Below are 16,639 nucleotides of genomic sequence, written 5' to 3'. Positions count from 1 at the left end.
GCCACATAAAAAAGAGTCTTTGCACTGCACATAACAGTTGCTTGAAGAAGGGGTAAGCAGTTTGGCGTTTACCCCATTCAAGTTTTGATAATAATCTTGTTTATGGCCAATAATGGTAACGGCATAATCAAAATGAGCAGGATAAGTTATTCTAGAAAAGTTTAGATACCAGTCTTGTTTATACCACACTCGCTATTTGTCGAATTTTACCTACTATCGCGCGTAAGCCATTACCTCTGGTTGGCGTAATATGTCTCTCTAAGTCTAAGGCTTTAAAATATGCGTCCATATCAAAGTCTAGGATCTCGTGGGCCGATTTATTATGGTATGCACTAAGTACTAGCACTAGTAAGCCTTGTACAATCACTGCATCGCTGTCAACATCAAACTGGAACTTTGCATCATGCAGATGGTAGTCTAACCATACGTTGCTTTGGCAGCCTTTAACGAGCTTTTCAGATGTTTTTGCCTCTGCGCTCAAGCCGGGAATTTGCTTACCTAAATCGATAATGTATTGATAGCGCTGCTCCCAATCATCAAAAAACGCTAAGTCTTCGACGATTTCGGTGCTAGTTGGTAACTGCATTTATATTCCTTGGGTCTATACAAAATCTTTGAAATCGTTTTAAAAAAATACGCCCGCTTCTAATTGGGCTTCTTCACTCATCATTTCCCGAGACCACGGCGGATCAAACACTAAATTGACGGCTACGCTATCCACATTTGGTACCATTGCTACGCGATACTCAACATCACCCACTAGCACAGGGCCCATGCCACAAGCAGGCGCTGTTAATGTCATATCGATATTAACGCAACTGTTTTCGTTATCAATATTCACATCATAAATAAGGCCCAGAGACACTAAATCAATAGGGATTTCTGGATCATATACTGATTGAAGGGCCTCCCAAACTTGGTCTTTATCTATATTGCCATCACTTCGTGGGTCAAAAGATAGCGCTAAGGTCTTTCTGCCTATCGCATGTGCGTCGGTACCATCTATTCGATACATATTACCGCGCCATGTAATCGTGTAGTTACCCCCAAGGTCTTGCGTAATAGTCACAAACTCACCCTCAGGAATAATCGCCGGTGTGCCTACCGGCACTAGGCGCGCTTTGCAGTCACTTTCTGTGACAACCATTTTCTGGGTCATTATTTTTTGTTCCCAAACATGCTTTGCTACTCCACGTTAAAACTTTCGCCGCAGCCGCATTCGTTTAATGCATTCGGGTTATTGTATTTTATAATGCCATTTACACCTTCTTTCACATAATCAATCTCGGTGTTTTGCAGCAACTTTATGGCTTTTTCATCAATAGCTATTTCTAAAGAGTCACTAAATCTGAGCAGCTCGTCGCTCTCTTGTGCCTTATCAACATGATCAAGAACATAAGCGTAGCCATTACAGCCACTTTGCTTGGTAGAAAACCGAATGATTTTCTGTGGCTGTGCTTTTTGCTTACCTTCAAAATGGCGGATGGCGCTATCGGTAAGCGAAATGACTTTTTTAGTAGGTATAAAAGTTTCAACGGTCATGGTGTCTCCTAAGCCAACATTTGTTTGGCTTTTTTTAAAGCCTCAAATAATTGGTCAATATCTTTGCGAGTATTATAAATAGAAAAAGACGCGCGTGCAGTTCCCGGCAAACCCAATCTTTTCATTAAAGGTTGTGCACAGTTGTCGCCAGTGCGTATTGCCACACCTTGTTTATCTAGTATAAACCCGATATCCGCTGGATGGGCATTATCTAATTGGAAGCTCATTACGCCTATTTTATTAGGCGCGGTTCCTACTATACGCATCCCTTCAAGTTTATGGGCGCAATTTGTTGCATACTCTAATAAATCTTGTTCATGAGCTTGCATTGCTTTCATATCGAGGGCTGAGAACCAAGTGACCGCTGCGCCTAAACCAATCACGCCTGCAATGTTAGGAGTTCCTGCTTCAAGCCTATTAGGTAAATCACCCCACGTTGCATTTTGGTAGTTAACATCACTAATCATTTCGCCGCCGGTTTGCCACACCGGCCATATTTCGAGTAATTCTTTTCGTCCCCAAAGCACCCCTATTCCTGTGGGGCCAAACAATTTATGCCCTGAAAACACATAAAAATCACAGCCAATTTCCTGCACGTCCACGTCACCGTGAGCTATGCCTTGTGCGCCATCGACCAGCACCCATGCACCTTTTTGCTTCGCTTTTTTCGATATATGCGCGATAGGATTAATTGTACCCAATGCATTTGAGACGTGAGGAAGCGCCACTAATCGTGTATTTTCGCTCAATAAGGCATCAAAGGCATCTATATCTAACTCGCCAGTATCAAAAATAGGGCATATTTTTAAAGTGGCGCCACTGCGTTTACACGCCTGCTGCCATGTGACTAAATTGGCGTGGTGTTCAAGTTCGGTAACAATAATCTCGTCACCTGCTTTGAATAATTGCCCAACGCCATTGGCAACCAAATTGATTGCCTCGGTTGTTCCACTGGTCCAAATGACCTCTTCACGATGCTGGGCATTAAGGAACTGTGCCATGATATCGCGCGATTTTTCATACCGACGCGTCGCTTCATCAGACAGATGGTGCGCACCACGATGCACGTTTGCGTTGCATTGTGTATAAAAATCAATAAGCGCATCAATCACCGCCTGCGGCTTTTGTGTGGTAGCAGCGTTGTCTAAATAAGCCAGAGGCTTACCACCAACATCACGCTGTAATAGTGGAAATTGCGCTCGAATAGCAGCTACATCAAAACTCATTTAACCTCCATACTGGCAAAACGCTCACTTAGCATTGGTGAAAGCCACGTGCGAATATTCTCATTATCTATGTCGTTTACCAACTCTTGGATAAAGCCAAAATTCAGCATAACCAAAGCTTTTGAGCGCTTAATTCCGCGACTTAATAAATAGTACAGCGCCTGTTCTTCTATTTCTGCAACGGTAGCGCCATGCGCGCACTTAACGTCATCAGCATAAATCTCAAGTTCTGGTTTAGTGTTAATCATTGCTCTTCGCGACAGCAGCAAATTCCGGTTATTGAGTTCAGCTAAGGTCTTTTGAGCATCTCGGTGAATATGAATGCGGCCACTAAACACTGCACGCGCGCGATCCCCAATAATACCTCTTGCATTTTCTTCAGTCGTACCATTTGGCATTGCGTGCTCAATGGTCGAATGCAAATCAAAGAACTCACCTTCAGCCAATAAATAAATAGCATTCATCTTGGCATTAGCGTGCTCACCAGCGTGAATAATATCAACGTCTAATCGCGACAGCTCACTGCCATAAGCTACAAGTGTGCTGTTCAAATTAGCCTTGTCTTGCAAACTAAAATGACTGCCGCCCACCTGTTTTGCTGCGCCAGTAAAAAAAGCAAACCTATAGTGCTCAAGTCTTGCTTCTTGACCAATCGCATATTCAGCAAATGCGGTCGTAAAGCTAGCGGCGCTTCCGCTGCCATGCTCAATGACTTTAAGCTGACTGTTTTTACCCAAATTAACTAAAGCACGAGTGTGTGCATCACAGTCTTTAGTCGCAAGGTTCACGATACGTAGTGGGGTATCAATACTGCAGTTTTCGTCAACTTCAATATAAATACCCTGCTGGCAAATGGCGTCGTTAACTAACCCGAATACATGACGAGTAGGCTTAACATGACCAAATAGCGCCGTGATTTTTGTTTGTGCGGCGCTTGGCGCATCACTAAGTGCATAAACACTTAAACCAGTCGGCAACCTTATATCGTTTAAATTAGTCACAAGTACACCATCAACAAACACCAAGTCGATAGGGTTTAGGCCTTTAATTTGCGGCACAATGTAATTGACAGCAACGGAACTCGCCTCAACCGTACGCTCTTTTATTGAAGTTAGTGGTGTAAGACGCCACTCTTCGCTGCGCGCATGCGGCCAACCTTGCGTTTGGAGTTTAGACAGGGCTTGCTGACGCATAGGAGCCAAAAAATCGTCGACACGTTTTGCATCATCAATGACCTGAGTTAGCCATTGACTCATGCGCTTGCTCCTTCATATTCTTTACCTAAGAAAGCATAACCTTCTTTTTCGATCCTAAGGGCAAGTGATGCATCACCAGTTTTAACAATTTTGCCGTCTGCTAAAATATGCACAAAATCAGGCTTGATGTAGTCTAGTAGGCGTTGATAGTGCGTGATAATAATAAAGCTACGCGTGCTATCGCGCTGGCTATTTACGCCATTTGCGACAACTTGCAATGCATCGACGTCTAAACCAGAATCAGATTCATCTAAAATACAAAGTGAAGGTTGCAGCAAAATCATCTGCATGATTTCATTACGCTTCTTTTCGCCGCCTGAAAAGCCTTCATTTACGCCGCGCTTTAGGAAATCTAAAGGAAGTTGGACCTGGTTGCAGGCTTCTTTGGCTTTCTTCAAAAATTCAGTCGCCGACAGCCGCTCTTCACCACGTTGCTCGCGAGTTGCATTAACAGACTCTTTCATAAACTCCATATTGCTTACGCCAGGAATTTCTACCGGATACTGAAAAGCTAAAAACAAACCATTACTGGCACGCTCTTCAATGTCCATTTCAAAAAGATCTTCGCCTTTAAAGCTAACATCACCCTGTTGAACTTCGTATCCATCGCGTCCAGACAATACATAACCTAAGGTGCTTTTGCCAGCACCGTTTGGTCCCATAATCGCATGAACTTCACCAGGCTTCACTTCTAGATTCAAACCCGTCAAAATGACTTTATCTTCTACACTTGCATGCAAATTATTAATTTTTAACATATTACCCAACTGACCCTTCTAAGCTAATTTCAAGCAATTTACCTGCCTCGACAGCAAACTCCATCGGCAGCTCTTTGAATACTTCTTTACAAAATCCGTTCACAATCATCGACACGGCCTTTTCGGGATTTAATCCACGCTGGCGGCATAAAAACAATTGCTCGTCACTGACTTTCGAGGTCGTTGCCTCGTGTTCGACAATGGCGCTAGGATTGCGGCTTTCTATGTAAGGAAAGGTATGCGCACCGCATTTGTTTCCAATCAACAAAGAATCACACTCGGTAAAATTGCGCGCACCGTCTGCTTTTGGCCCCATTTTAACCAAGCCGCGATAGGTATTGTTGCTGTTTCCGGCTGATATCCCTTTTGCGATGATGGTTGAACGTGTGTTCTTGCCTAAATGTATCATTTTTGTGCCGGTGTCAGCCTGTTGATAACCTCGGGTAAGCGCTACTGAATAAAACTCCCCTACACTGTTATCACCTTTTAATATACAACTAGGGTATTTCCAGGTAACCGCTGAGCCAGTTTCAACCTGCGTCCATGATATTTTTGCATTGGTATGACAAATACCGCGCTTGGTCACAAAATTAAATATACCCCCTTTGCCATTTTCATCGCCTGGATACCAGTTTTGGACCGTAGAGTACTTAATGACTGCATCATCAAGTGCCACTAATTCAACAACAGCAGCATGCAACTGATTTTCATCACGCTGAGGCGCAGTACAACCTTCAAGATAGCTTACGTGGCTTCCCTCTTCAGCAATGATAAGTGTGCGCTCAAATTGTCCCGTGTTCATTTCATTAATTCGAAAATACGTAGACAATTCCATCGGGCATCTGACCCCTTTAGGAATGTAAACAAAAGAGCCGTCCGTAAATACTGCACTGTTTAATGCGGCAAAATAATTGTCGGCGCGCGGCACTACTGAGCCAAGATATTTTTTCACTAAGTCAGGAAACCTATGCAACGCTTCTGAAATAGAACAAAAAATAACCCCAGACTCTTCTAGCTTTGCTCTAAACGTAGTAATTACCGATACCGAATCAAAAACAATGTCTACTGCCACGCCTGCTAACATTTCTTGCTCGTGTAAGGGAATGCCTAATTTTTCATAGGTACGCAATAACTCTGGGTCAACTTCGTCAAGCGATTGAGGCTTATCAGCCATGCTTTTAGGTGCAGAATAATACGATATTGCTTGAAAATCTATTTTAGGATACTTTACGTGAGCCCAGTCAGGCTCATCCATTTTAAGCCACGTTTTATAAGCTTTTAAGCGCCAATCGAGCATCCACTGCGGCTCTTTTTTCATTTCGGAGATGCGGCGAATGACGGACTCGTCTAAACCAGTTTCGAAGGTATCTGATTCAATTTGAGAATAAAAACCGGCTTCGTACTTTCGGTCCAATGCTTGTTCGATCTGTTCACTCATATTTTGATCCCACTTTTACTTAGATTAAAATTATATGCTATCTATTACTGCCTATTTTTCACTTTCATTTTACTGTTTGTTACGGTAACTGAGTTGTAAGATTCATACGCTCACGAATAGTGATGATTTTAGCTGTTATTGATTATTTACGATAAATGTAATTCGCCAGTATTATACTGAGTTAATCACATCAATATTTGTTTCTTTAGATGTTGTTTTAAAGCAGTTTTGACGCCCGACTACTTCTTTTACATCACGTTGTTGCATTAGTTCGTGGAGCGAAATACCATTTAAAAAATCACTAATACGATCACTTAGGCTCTCCCATAAGTGATGCGTTAAGCAACGCTGGCCGCCTGAACAGTTCGCTTTACCACTGCATTTAGTTGCATCGATATTTTCATTGACCGCACCTATAATTTCACCAACTGATAAAAGGCTTGGCTCTTTAGTCAACACATAGCCGCCACCGGGGCCACGCACACTGCCGACTAATTGAGAACGCCTTAACTTTGCAAACAACTGTTCTAAATAAGACAAAGATATGTCTTGGCGTTGAGAAATATCGGCTAGTGAAACAGGACCATGTTTTGAATGTAGCGCTACGTCAAGCATAGCAGTTACCGCATAGCGACCTTTTGAAGTAAGCTTCATAATTTTCCTAGCTTTTAAAACAGTGATATTGCCATACCCGACCAAAATGGTCAAGTATTTACCCTACTAATTTGGTCAAGTACTTGTAAATATAATTGATATGACTGCTGACTCATCTACTTAAATTAAACACGAACTAATTTTTGTATCATAGCTATAGGAGGATCTTTAGCCGACAGCAGTGTGAGTTGGTCGTCCATCGCTAAGTATTTTAACGGCTCTTCGGCAGCTATCTGCTTCACTAATGTTGTTTTCCCCTCGCCGCAGTTAGGTGAGCAAGATCACTGACGTGTCTTCTTAAGATACACCAAGGTTTATTGACCCCATAGAGATGAAGGCGGTGCCGCCCAAATATTTTCTCCTAACGGCATCGTTTCAGTACCATCGTATAACAATAACCCGATTTTGAAACGGTAGAACTAGCCCGTAGTGCCTTTTCCTCGTTGAGCAATACCGTCGAAGAGTTTATGCCTTGAAATACGAATATTGTGGCACACTTTTATGCACGTAGAATCAATGAATTCGATGCCTGTAGGCTTTCCCTTAAGTGAAGTGAAGTAAAGTATGCACACATGGGCACAATTACTCTGGCCATTACTGCAAGAAACCGGGTGTAGCTGAGTAAATTAGGGAATTCTTTCTTGTACATGACAGATACATATCCAAGATAATAATTTTTGAAGGCACGGTAGTGTGACATGTGAAACTCCACCATAATTGTCATAATTTCACTCGTTGTTATCCGGCCATTTCGCTGACGCTTCTGAGTGCCATCTTCGAGTAATTGCTTTTGCCACTGGGGGATAAATATTTTGCAAAAATCAACGACATCGCAATATAACTCAAGTAACGTTTGATATTCGCCCCTGATATGGATCACATGCTGTTCTTTTATATCATTAAAATGTCAAATATCGCTTTTTAGAGTAAGTGGCTCGAACGCGTTATATGGTGTCTGGCTGTCGTGTGATTTTACTCGCGTAACTTTGAGTGTTGGATATAATAGAAACGATAGGCAATTACGAATCACTTGTAGAAAGGAAACTTCTCGGATCAGCAATAATCGTAGTTCTCCTATTGAAAACGACTCATAAACAACTGAGAAGTAACAAGCGAATGCGCGTGGTGTCACGGGCGCTTGCTTTATTGGCTGTGGTGACATGCATCGTCTTTTTTAAGATAATAATATGCCAAACAGCGCTTCATCATCTTAAATATCAAGATAGATGCTACAGACGCTAAACTAGGTGCTGCGTACGCATAAAAGTTTTTTCTACATTATAGATATCAAAAAAAAGCATTGGCACAATAACCAATGCAGTAAAAGATACTGTTAAACCCATAACCAATGACACAGCAATTATTTGGTTTTTGTTCATGTACGTTTATCTCTTTTAGGCTGTTAGTCTTCAGTAACAAAATAGTTGACGGACTAACAAGCAAAGCCGCCAGTAACCGTGCCGGCCCAACCGGTAGCGACGGTTATTGTTTGGCTTCCACCACTAACTTGTTCGATTTCGCTTACCGAAAGTTCTTTGATTCCGAGTGCTCTATTGTTTTTCATTCTATTATTCATTAGATTCAAGTAGTTACCAACTTCCTATTGGCAACTACAAGACTAAATTGAAATCAGGATAAATGAACCTGATCTAAGGACTAGATTCTAATATCGGCCTTTTGGGTCGATTCCCTGTTAGCAAGACCCTTCGGATCACTATATACCCTCTCACTTTTCAAGAATTTTTTTAGCGTGTGGCGAACGTATATTAGCTCAATTACTAAACGAACATCCCTCTAGCATTCCCAAAATAACGCCTAATAAATTGATGAAGGCATTTATTAGGCATTAAACGATTATCTATTTGTGGGCGGAATGCCCGATGCTATTTAAGAATGGACGGCGGGAATTAACAGTGATCAAAGTATTTTGAAAACACTTCAAAATGTAAGAGATACCCAAAATCAGCTCGTCACAGATTATATAAACGATTTCGGTAAATTCTCTGAAGGGGAAAAGATGTCAGCGTTAATGGTTGAACGCATCTATAGAAATATTTCGGTGCAGTTGGCGCAAACACAAAATGAAAAGCCAATACCTAAATTTCAGTTTAAACAACTTAATCCCAATCGAAACACATCGTATGCTGATGTGAGTTCACCTATTTCGTTTTTGGAAAAACTCAACTTAGTACAGCGTATAGGACTTATTGATACCGTAGATAGTAAATTTCCACTGGCATCTTATAGGCAGGAAAACTTATTTAAGTTAACACTCACTGATATTGGCTTGCTTAATGCGATGGCAAATATTCAATACAAACAAATTATAAGCAAAGAATTTGCTTTCAAAGGTTTTATTGCCGAGGTGTTTGTACTTAATGAAATAGTAAGTGCGCATATTAGGCCAAGTAACGCTGCGTTTTACGCATACAAAAAAGGCGAAGGTGAGGTTGAGTTTTTATTCCAAGGAGCAGGCGACTGCCCAATACCGCTGGAAGTAAAAAGTGGAAAAAACACTAAAGCTAAAAGTTTAACAGCGCTTGTGACCCGCTTTGATTTGCCAAAAGCTTATAAACTGAGTACTAATTTAGTAGAAGTAAATGCTCAGCGAGTGGTGGAGCAATGGCCAATATATCTTGCCAGAACGCTCTATAAAACCAAGACAATCAACCATTAGAAGTCTACAGGCAGATACAATTGAACAAACGCTACAGGTGAGCAACGAAATTTATTGCAAACCGAAAAAAGCCCGCAGATTTTAAAATCTGCGGGCTTTAGAGCTTTCACATTGCAAGCTTATGCAATCTAATGCAATTACATCATGCCGCCCATACCACCCATGCCGCCCATATCAGGCATACCACCACCGGCTGATTCGTCAGTCGGTGCATCAGCGATCATCGCCTCTGTGGTGATCATAAGGCTGGCAATTGACGCTGCAAACTGGAGTGCAGAGCGAGTCACTTTAGTAGGGTCAAGAATACCCATTTCTATCATGTCGCCGTAGGTGTCGTTTGCCGCGTTGTAACCGTAGTTTCCGGTGCCACTTTTCACTTGGTTAGTCACCACCGAAGCTTCTGCACCTGCGTTAGATGCGATTTGACGAAGTGGAGACTCCATTGCGCGTAGCAATAACTTTATGCCTTGTGTTTGGTCTTCGTTTTCACCGGTAAGGCCATGTAGCTTAGACGCGGCTCTTACTAATGCAACGCCACCTCCAGGTACTACACCTTCTTCAACAGCTGCGCGAGTCGCATGAAGTGCATCTTCAACGCGCGCTTTCTTCTCTTTCATTTCAACTTCAGTGGCTGCACCAACCTTAATCACGGCAACACCGCCAGCTAGCTTAGCCAAACGTTCCTGCAACTTTTCTTTGTCGTAGTCTGAAGAAGATTCTTCAATTTGGGCACGAATTTGGTTACAACGGCCTTGAATTGCGTCTTGCTCACCGGCGCCGTCAACTAAGGTAGTGTTATCTTTAGTAATAACTACACGCTTAGCGGTACCTAAGTCTTCAAGCTGCACTTTTTCAAGTTCTAAACCAATTTCTTCAGAAATAACAGTGCCACCCGTTAGCATAGCGATGTCTTGCAACATTGCTTTACGACGGTCGCCAAAGCCTGGCGCTTTAACGGCTGCTACTTTCACAATACCGCGCATGTTGTTTACCACTAAAGTAGCTAAGGCTTCGCCTTCAACGTCTTCAGCAATAATCAATAATGGCTTAGACGATTTCGCAACTGCTTCTAAGGTAGGTAGCAATTCGCGAATGTTAGATATTTTCTTATCAACTAACAAAATGTACGGACTTTCTAGCTCAATTGAACCGCTTTCTTGGCTGTTGATGAAGTAAGGAGATAAGTAACCGCGGTCAAACTGCATACCTTCAACCACTTCTAGTTCGTTTTGAAGTGCTTGACCTTCTTCAACGGTAATAACGCCTTCTTTACCCACTTTTTCCATCGCTTCGGCAATAATTTCGCCCACAATAGTGTCAGAGTTTGCAGAAATTGTACCTACTTGTGCAATAGACTTGCTGTCGGCGCAATCAGTTGAAAGTGCTTTAAGCTCTTCAACAGCAGCAATAACGGCTTTGTCGATACCGCGCTTAAGATCCATTGGGTTCATGCCTGCAGCTACGAGCTTGAGGCCTTCCGCTACGATTGACTGAGCTAACACAGTTGCAGTAGTGGTTCCGTCACCGGCTTCGTCGTTTGCTTTAGAAGCCACTTCTTTGACCATTTGGGCGCCCATGTTTTCGAATTTGTCTGCTAATTCGATTTCTTTAGCTACCGATACACCGTCTTTGGTAATGGTAGGCGCGCCAAAAGACTTGTCTAGCACTACGTGACGGCCTTTAGGACCTAAAGTTACTTTTACTGCATTTGCTAATACGTTTACGCCTCTTAGCATTTTAGTGCGGGCGTCGTTGCCAAAATGAACTTCTTTAGCTGCCATGATAATTATTCCTCTAAACTTATGTGGTAAGCCCAACAGGGCTTAAAATCAAATATGTACGTAACGCTGATATGCTGAATAGGGTTTATTCAACAATCGCTAAAATGTCGTTTTCACTTAATATTAGTACTTCTTCACCGTCTAACTTTTCAGTTTTAACGCCGTAGCCTTCGCTGAAAATTACGCTGTCGCCTACTTTTACATCCAAAGGTTGCAGGTTACCGTTGTCTAAGATACGACCTTTGCCTACCGCAATAACTTTACCGCGCGTTGACTTTTCGGCGGCAGAGCCTGTTAATACGATGCCACCAGCTGACTTGCTTTCTACTTCTTCGCGCTTGATTATTACGCGGTCGTGTAAGGGACGAATTGCCATTTTTCAAATCTCCAGAATTGTTACTAAAAAAGTTGTTTATATAACGATAGAACAAAGCATTATGGCCTTATTCTAGCCATTTTCTTTTTGCGAACGGCAAATAAAAAAAACGATTTAAATAATGTCATTGTCTATTGTAAAAAGGAGGTGGGGCTTAGGAAGGCGATCTCAAGGGCAGACAATGAAAAATAATTAATTTAAACGATTTTTATCATCACTTTGGGTCTTGTCGGTGAACTCGCCGTCAATAATATCGCCGTCATCGGTTTTGCCCTCATTAAATGGCCTGCCGGTAGGACGGGTATTGAAACCGCTTTGACTGAAATGCGCACCACCTGCCTGCATGATGGGTATTTTTCGCATTAAAAACTCGGCGATAGGGGCGCGACTAAACGGCAATGTAAATAAAAACCCAAGTATATCGGTAATAAACCCAGGGGTAATTAGCAACACACCGGCAACTAACAACAATGCTGCTTCAGCCATTTCGGTACTTGGTGCTTCGCCGGCGCGTAGTTTTGTTTGAATTTGCTGCAGTAAGGAAAACCCTTGTTGACGCACGAAATAAGCGCCAAATGCAGCGGTAACGATAACGATTAAGAATGTGTTCAAGCCGCCAATACTGCCAGATACATTAATGAGCAGTATTATTTCAGCAATAGGCAAAACCACGAATAAAGTGAACAATATAAGCATTAATGCTCCTTGTGTAACATACTGTGTAAAAAGGTGAAGTGCCTGCCTCCTACACACATAAATTGGGACACCTATAAATATTTCAATCTAACCCGGCGTCAATTGAGTATGATATGCTAGCCGCTTGGCATCTTTCATAGTATTTATGCATCTATATTCACCTATATAGCACTGGTAATAAAACAACGGCGACCCAGACACAGCGCTACCTAACACGACCAAAACGTAACAGTAATCAAGTGTTATCCACACTACTATTACAATACTACCAATCGTTTTTAAAAGGAATAGGCGTGCAAAAACTCGCTCAAAGCCATTATATCTTAGCACTCAAGCCACACATGGCATTTTGTCAACGCGCTGGCATTATGCTGGCGTTCATATTTGCACTAATGCTTAGTACTTTAGGCGTATCGGGTTTCACTAGCGCGCAAACCACGCCTGAATCTATTTTTAGCGACTCCCCTACTTTTCTCAAAGTTGACGAGGCCTTTGGCTTTGATTTTGAACAACAAAACGGCAAACTTATTGTTAAATGGACCATTGCCGATGGCTACTACTTATATAAGAGGCAGTTCAAAGCGGCAGGCAAAAACGCCCTTGTAGGTGAGCCCCTTTATCCTGCGCATGAACAAATAGAAGATGAATTTTTTGGCTTGTCTGACGTTTTCTTTGACGACATGCAAATGGTCTACCCTATAATAAAGGCACAGCAAGACGGTTCTATAAAAATTCGCTTTCAAGGCTGTGCAAAAGCAGGTTTGTGTTACCCACCCACCACAAAAGTGGTGTTTTTAGACGCTTTTAGTACCGGACTGCTGTCGCCAGAACAGGCTTTTACAGCTGCTTTAGTGCAATCAACTAGCACCGAACTGGTGTTTGATTTAAGTACTGCCCCAGGTTATTTTTTACGTAAAGACAGTATCAGTATCGAGTCATTTATTCATGAATTTGGTGAACCGCTATTCCTTGACAATGAAGAGCTTGACAATGAAAAGTCTGATAATGAAGGGCTTTCTACCCCAGGAGAGAAAAGTAAAACAGGCTACGTTAAACAAGCCTTAACGCCCACCGGCATCACCGATGTATTTTATGACAAGGTCAGCGTCACTTTTCCCATTATTAGTACCGACTCACAGTCACAAGCACCGCCAATGGTTGATTTGTTTTTTGCCGGCTGTGCTAATGAAAATATCTGCTATCAGTCCATAAGCGTAACACTTGATGCTAATAATATTGGCGTAATTGCACCTCAAAGAATGCCACTAGTGGATAATTCTGCGCCCGTGTCTGAGCAGTTTACGTTAGCCGAAAAACTGCTTTCAGATCAGAGTATCTTTATAAGCTTAGGCTTACTCACCCTACTTGGTTTAGGCCTTGCGTTCACGCCCTGCGTTTATCCGATGTACCCTATTTTATCGAGCATTGTACTAGGCAAGGGGAAAAAACAGCTTAAAACCTCGCATGCCTTCGCCCTTAGTTTTGTATTTGTGCAAGGTATGGCAATTACCTACTCAATCATTGGGCTTATTGTGGCCTCGGCTGGCGTGCGCTTTCAAGCCGCCTTGCAGCATCCTGTGCTCTTAGTCATTTTTATTGTGCTGTTTGTGGTGCTTGCTTTGGCTATGTTTGGCTTATACGAAATTCAGATGCCTTCAAAGTGGCAAAATAAGCTTAATAGCCTTAGCGATGAGCAAAAACAGGGTAACTTCTTTGGCGTTTTCGTAATGGGCATAGTGGCGGGACTCGTAGCCTCGCCTTGCACCACAGCCCCCTTAACGGCCGTATTAATCGTGGTGGCCCAAAGCGATAGCTTGGCCTTTGGGTTTTTCTCACTGTACGCCCTTAGCATAGGCATGGGCATTCCGCTGATATTATTTGGTATAACCGGCGGTAAATTATTGCCCAAAGCAGGCGCATGGATGAACGTTATAAAAGTCACGTTTGGCTTTATGATGCTCACTGTGGCGATCTTGTTTGTTGAACGCTTTATTGTGGCAGATTGGACCGATTTATTATGGGCTGCATTAGGCTTAGGGCTTTTTGCCTACTGGTATACAGTAAATCAAAATACGCAAATGAGTTTTGCCAAGGGTCTACGCACTACAATTAGCTTAGGTGGTTTGGTATTTGTGATTATTTTCAGCATTCAAGCGCTGCAAAAAGTTGATTTGATCCCCACCATCATTAGCAATAACGCAGGTTCGGGTGCCCAAGGCACTGGCAGCAACGCATTTGAACATCCAGAATTTATGGTGGTGCGTGATTTAGCCGACTTTAGACAAAAACTGAATGAAGCAAATGAACAAGGCAAGCCCGTTATGCTAGACTTGTATGCTGACTGGTGCGTTGCCTGTAAAGAGTTTGAAACGTATACATTCCCTGCACCCCAAGTAGTTGATGCCCTCTCACAGGCTGTTTGGATGCAGCTAGATTTAACCGACAACACCCCGAGTAACTTCGAATTTCAAGAGCAATTTGGCATAGTAGGCCTGCCCACCATCATGTTTTTTAATCAACAAGGTATTGAACTTGAGCGCGCAAGAGTAACTGGCTTTATGAAAGCTGACGTCTTTGCAGACCACGCAAAAAATACATTGCCTAAAAGCTAAACTTTTAGGCAATGCTTACGATAACTTCATAGTTAAGTAAACGAAATAATCTACGCGCTAGATGATTTCAGTTACGTTAGCAAGCTTGGTGGCACTTAGTGCCAGCACTCTTATAGCGGGCGCAAAAAAATCAACGCACCGGAGGATATAATAAACCAGCGTTGAGAAACCGCTTGTTTCAGCTAATCTTGCTCGTCTATTCGATATTAGATAGGAGACAAGCCATGCACATTTCTATTATCGAAGACGACCGTCTTTTTGCGAAAATCTGCCCTGCCACTGCCTATCATCTTCATTACACTAAGCGTTTGTCAATCAATAATAATGCTTGGTCATCTATTGCAGTTAGTGCGGCTAGTGCGCGACGCGTGCGCACTAGCCTGTTGATGTAAAAACGAAAGCTTGCGTATTGCACTGGTTTTACCCTGTCAATATCAAATTTTCGGTGCCGCACACGCTAAAATAATAGTGGCTATTTTAGTTTGCGATTGAAAAATCATGTCCGCGCATGTCAAAATGGGCTCACAAAAACGCTCAATATCAGCTAACGTCGCTGATTAGACCAGTATTTTGCTGAAAACATGCTGGCAAGTGTGCTACTTTAGCTAGATTAATTTTAACAAGTGCAAATGAGATTGATAATAACATTACTACCCAAACCTTGTCTTGCCAGTCAGTTGACATGCAATGACCACAACAAGTAAGAACGTACATGCAAATATTGTTATTAAATGGGCCAAATTTGAATATGCTGGGGAAGCGCGAACCTGATGTTTATGGCTCTAGAACGCTTGCTGACATTGAAAGAACACTGTCCACTGCCGCGCAAGCAAAGGATGTTCAGCTTGTTTGTGTGCAGTCAAATTCAGAACATGTGCTGATAGACAAAATTCACGCAAGCGCGGCAGATGTCAATGGCATTATTATCAACCCTGCTGCGTTTACCCATACCAGCGTTGCCCTGCGTGACGCTTTATTAAGCGTAAACATTCCATTTATTGAAGTACATTTGTCAAACGTTCACAAACGTGAAGCATTTCGGCATCATTCTTATTTTTCAGACATCGCCATAGGCACCATAGTGGGCTTAGGCGCAAATGGTTACGAATATGCGCTTGACGCACTGATAAAACAATTACAACATTCCTAACAAACGACGATTACATTAAAAGGCATAGTGATGGACATAAGAAAAATTAAAAAGCTCATTGAGCTAGTCGAAGAATCAGGCATTTCTGAGTTAGAGATCACTGAGGGCGAGGAGTCAGTGCGTATTCATAGAGGCAGCAGTGCTAGCCAAGCACCTTTTGCTTATCCTTCTCACATGGCACCTCCTCCCGCAGCGCCCTTAGCTCCCGTGGCCGCAGAAGTGACACCAGTTACAACCGGTCATGTATTAAAATCGCCTATGGTAGGTACGTTTTATCGCTCTTCTTCTCCAGAAGCAAAAGCCTTCGTTGAAATAGGTCAAGCGGTGAGCGTGGGCGATACTTTATGCATCATCGAAGCCATGAAAATGATGAACCAAATAGAGTGTGACAAAAACGGGGTGGTCAAAGAAATATTAGTTGGAAATCAAGAATCGGTCGAATTTGACCAACCACTTTTCGTTATTGAATAAAG

The 16,639-nt window shown here is 42.4% G+C and carries 17 protein-coding genes and 1 pseudogene; 5 read left to right on the top strand and 13 right to left on the bottom strand.

Annotated elements, in window-relative coordinates; all coding sequences use genetic code 11:
• Window positions 1–178: 178 nt before the first annotated feature.
• From BAE46_RS06515 to BAE46_RS15090, 10 genes and pseudogenes are all read right to left on the bottom strand, one after another.
• A complete protein-coding gene (locus BAE46_RS06515) occupies window positions 179–586 on the bottom strand; it encodes a SufE family protein (RefSeq protein WP_070112043.1) in 408 nt (135 codons plus the stop codon).
• Window positions 587–625: 39 nt separating this feature from the next.
• A complete protein-coding gene (sufT, locus tag BAE46_RS06510; protein ID WP_070112041.1) occupies window positions 626–1,159 on the bottom strand; it encodes a putative Fe-S cluster assembly protein SufT in 534 nt (177 codons plus the stop codon).
• 26 nt (window positions 1,160–1,185) lie between these two features.
• A complete protein-coding gene (locus tag BAE46_RS06505) occupies window positions 1,186–1,542 on the bottom strand; it encodes a HesB/IscA family protein (RefSeq protein WP_006005685.1) in 357 nt (118 codons plus the stop codon).
• Between the two features lie 8 nt (window positions 1,543–1,550).
• Window positions 1,551–2,768, bottom strand: coding sequence for an aminotransferase class V-fold PLP-dependent enzyme (locus tag BAE46_RS06500; protein WP_006005688.1), 1,218 nt, complete (start codon window positions 2,766–2,768; stop codon window positions 1,551–1,553).
• Window positions 2,765–4,024 carry a Fe-S cluster assembly protein SufD gene (sufD, locus tag BAE46_RS06495; protein WP_070112039.1) on the bottom strand — a complete coding sequence of 420 codons (1,260 nt, stop codon included), beginning with the start codon at window positions 4,022–4,024 and terminating at the stop codon, window positions 2,765–2,767. Before sufD ends, BAE46_RS06500 begins: the two co-directional genes overlap by 4 nt.
• Window positions 4,021–4,782: a Fe-S cluster assembly ATPase SufC gene (sufC, locus tag BAE46_RS06490; protein ID WP_006005692.1), complete on the bottom strand. Its 762-nt coding sequence runs from the start codon at window positions 4,780–4,782 to the stop codon at window positions 4,021–4,023. The genes sufD and sufC overlap by 4 nt, the downstream gene beginning before the upstream one ends.
• Window position 4,783: 1 nt before the next feature.
• On the bottom strand, window positions 4,784–6,220 hold the full coding sequence (sufB, locus tag BAE46_RS06485) for a Fe-S cluster assembly protein SufB (protein ID WP_006005694.1): 1,437 nt from the start codon (window positions 6,218–6,220) through the stop codon (window positions 4,784–4,786).
• Window positions 6,221–6,391: 171 nt separating this feature from the next.
• On the bottom strand, window positions 6,392–6,874 hold the full coding sequence (gene iscR, locus BAE46_RS06480; RefSeq protein WP_006005697.1) for a Fe-S cluster assembly transcriptional regulator IscR: 483 nt from the start codon (window positions 6,872–6,874) through the stop codon (window positions 6,392–6,394).
• Window positions 6,875–7,296: 422 nt separating this feature from the next.
• Window positions 7,297–7,745: pseudogene (locus BAE46_RS06475) on the bottom strand (transposase); the annotation flags it as partial.
• Between the two features lie 561 nt (window positions 7,746–8,306).
• Window positions 8,307–8,438: a hypothetical protein gene (locus tag BAE46_RS15090; RefSeq protein WP_280513152.1), complete on the bottom strand. Its 132-nt coding sequence runs from the start codon at window positions 8,436–8,438 to the stop codon at window positions 8,307–8,309.
• A gap of 363 nt (window positions 8,439–8,801) precedes the next feature.
• Between BAE46_RS15090 and BAE46_RS06470 the strand changes: the two genes are divergently transcribed.
• On the top strand, window positions 8,802–9,551 hold the full coding sequence (locus tag BAE46_RS06470; protein ID WP_141729321.1) for a DUF4143 domain-containing protein: 750 nt from the start codon (window positions 8,802–8,804) through the stop codon (window positions 9,549–9,551).
• 137 nt (window positions 9,552–9,688) lie between these two features.
• On the opposite strand, the gene groL is transcribed toward BAE46_RS06470, so the two are convergent.
• From groL to BAE46_RS06455, 3 genes are all read right to left on the bottom strand, one after another.
• Window positions 9,689–11,332: a chaperonin GroEL gene (gene groL / locus BAE46_RS06465; RefSeq protein ID WP_006004494.1), complete on the bottom strand. Its 1,644-nt coding sequence runs from the start codon at window positions 11,330–11,332 to the stop codon at window positions 9,689–9,691.
• A gap of 85 nt (window positions 11,333–11,417) precedes the next feature.
• Window positions 11,418–11,708, bottom strand: coding sequence for a co-chaperone GroES (locus BAE46_RS06460; RefSeq protein WP_006004492.1), 291 nt, complete (start codon window positions 11,706–11,708; stop codon window positions 11,418–11,420).
• 192 nt (window positions 11,709–11,900) lie between these two features.
• Window positions 11,901–12,404, bottom strand: coding sequence for an FxsA family protein (locus BAE46_RS06455; protein ID WP_006004490.1), 504 nt, complete (start codon window positions 12,402–12,404; stop codon window positions 11,901–11,903).
• Between the two features lie 293 nt (window positions 12,405–12,697).
• Here BAE46_RS06455 and BAE46_RS06450 point away from each other — a divergent pair, with 293 nt between their 5' ends.
• The 4 genes from BAE46_RS06450 to accB all read left to right on the top strand — a co-directional run bounded on the left by BAE46_RS06450 (window position 12,698) and on the right by accB (window position 16,637).
• On the top strand, window positions 12,698–15,016 hold the full coding sequence (locus BAE46_RS06450; RefSeq protein WP_070112035.1) for a protein-disulfide reductase DsbD: 2,319 nt from the start codon (window positions 12,698–12,700) through the stop codon (window positions 15,014–15,016).
• Window positions 15,017–15,240: 224 nt separating this feature from the next.
• A complete protein-coding gene (locus tag BAE46_RS14770) occupies window positions 15,241–15,408 on the top strand; it encodes a hypothetical protein (RefSeq protein ID WP_171901011.1) in 168 nt (55 codons plus the stop codon).
• 320 nt (window positions 15,409–15,728) lie between these two features.
• Complete coding sequence (gene aroQ, locus BAE46_RS06445; RefSeq protein ID WP_006004483.1) at window positions 15,729–16,166, top strand: type II 3-dehydroquinate dehydratase; 438 nt, start codon at window positions 15,729–15,731, stop codon at window positions 16,164–16,166.
• A gap of 30 nt (window positions 16,167–16,196) precedes the next feature.
• Window positions 16,197–16,637, top strand: a complete 441-nt coding sequence (gene accB, locus BAE46_RS06440; protein ID WP_006004482.1) for an acetyl-CoA carboxylase biotin carboxyl carrier protein — start codon at window positions 16,197–16,199, stop codon at window positions 16,635–16,637.
• Window positions 16,638–16,639 lie beyond the last annotated feature (2 nt).

Origin of the sequence: Glaciecola punicea (assembly GCF_001756615.1) — a bacterium.
GTDB classification, from domain to species: Bacteria; Pseudomonadota; Gammaproteobacteria; order Enterobacterales; family Alteromonadaceae; genus Glaciecola; species Glaciecola punicea.
This window is presented reverse-complemented; position numbering and strand designations above follow the sequence as displayed.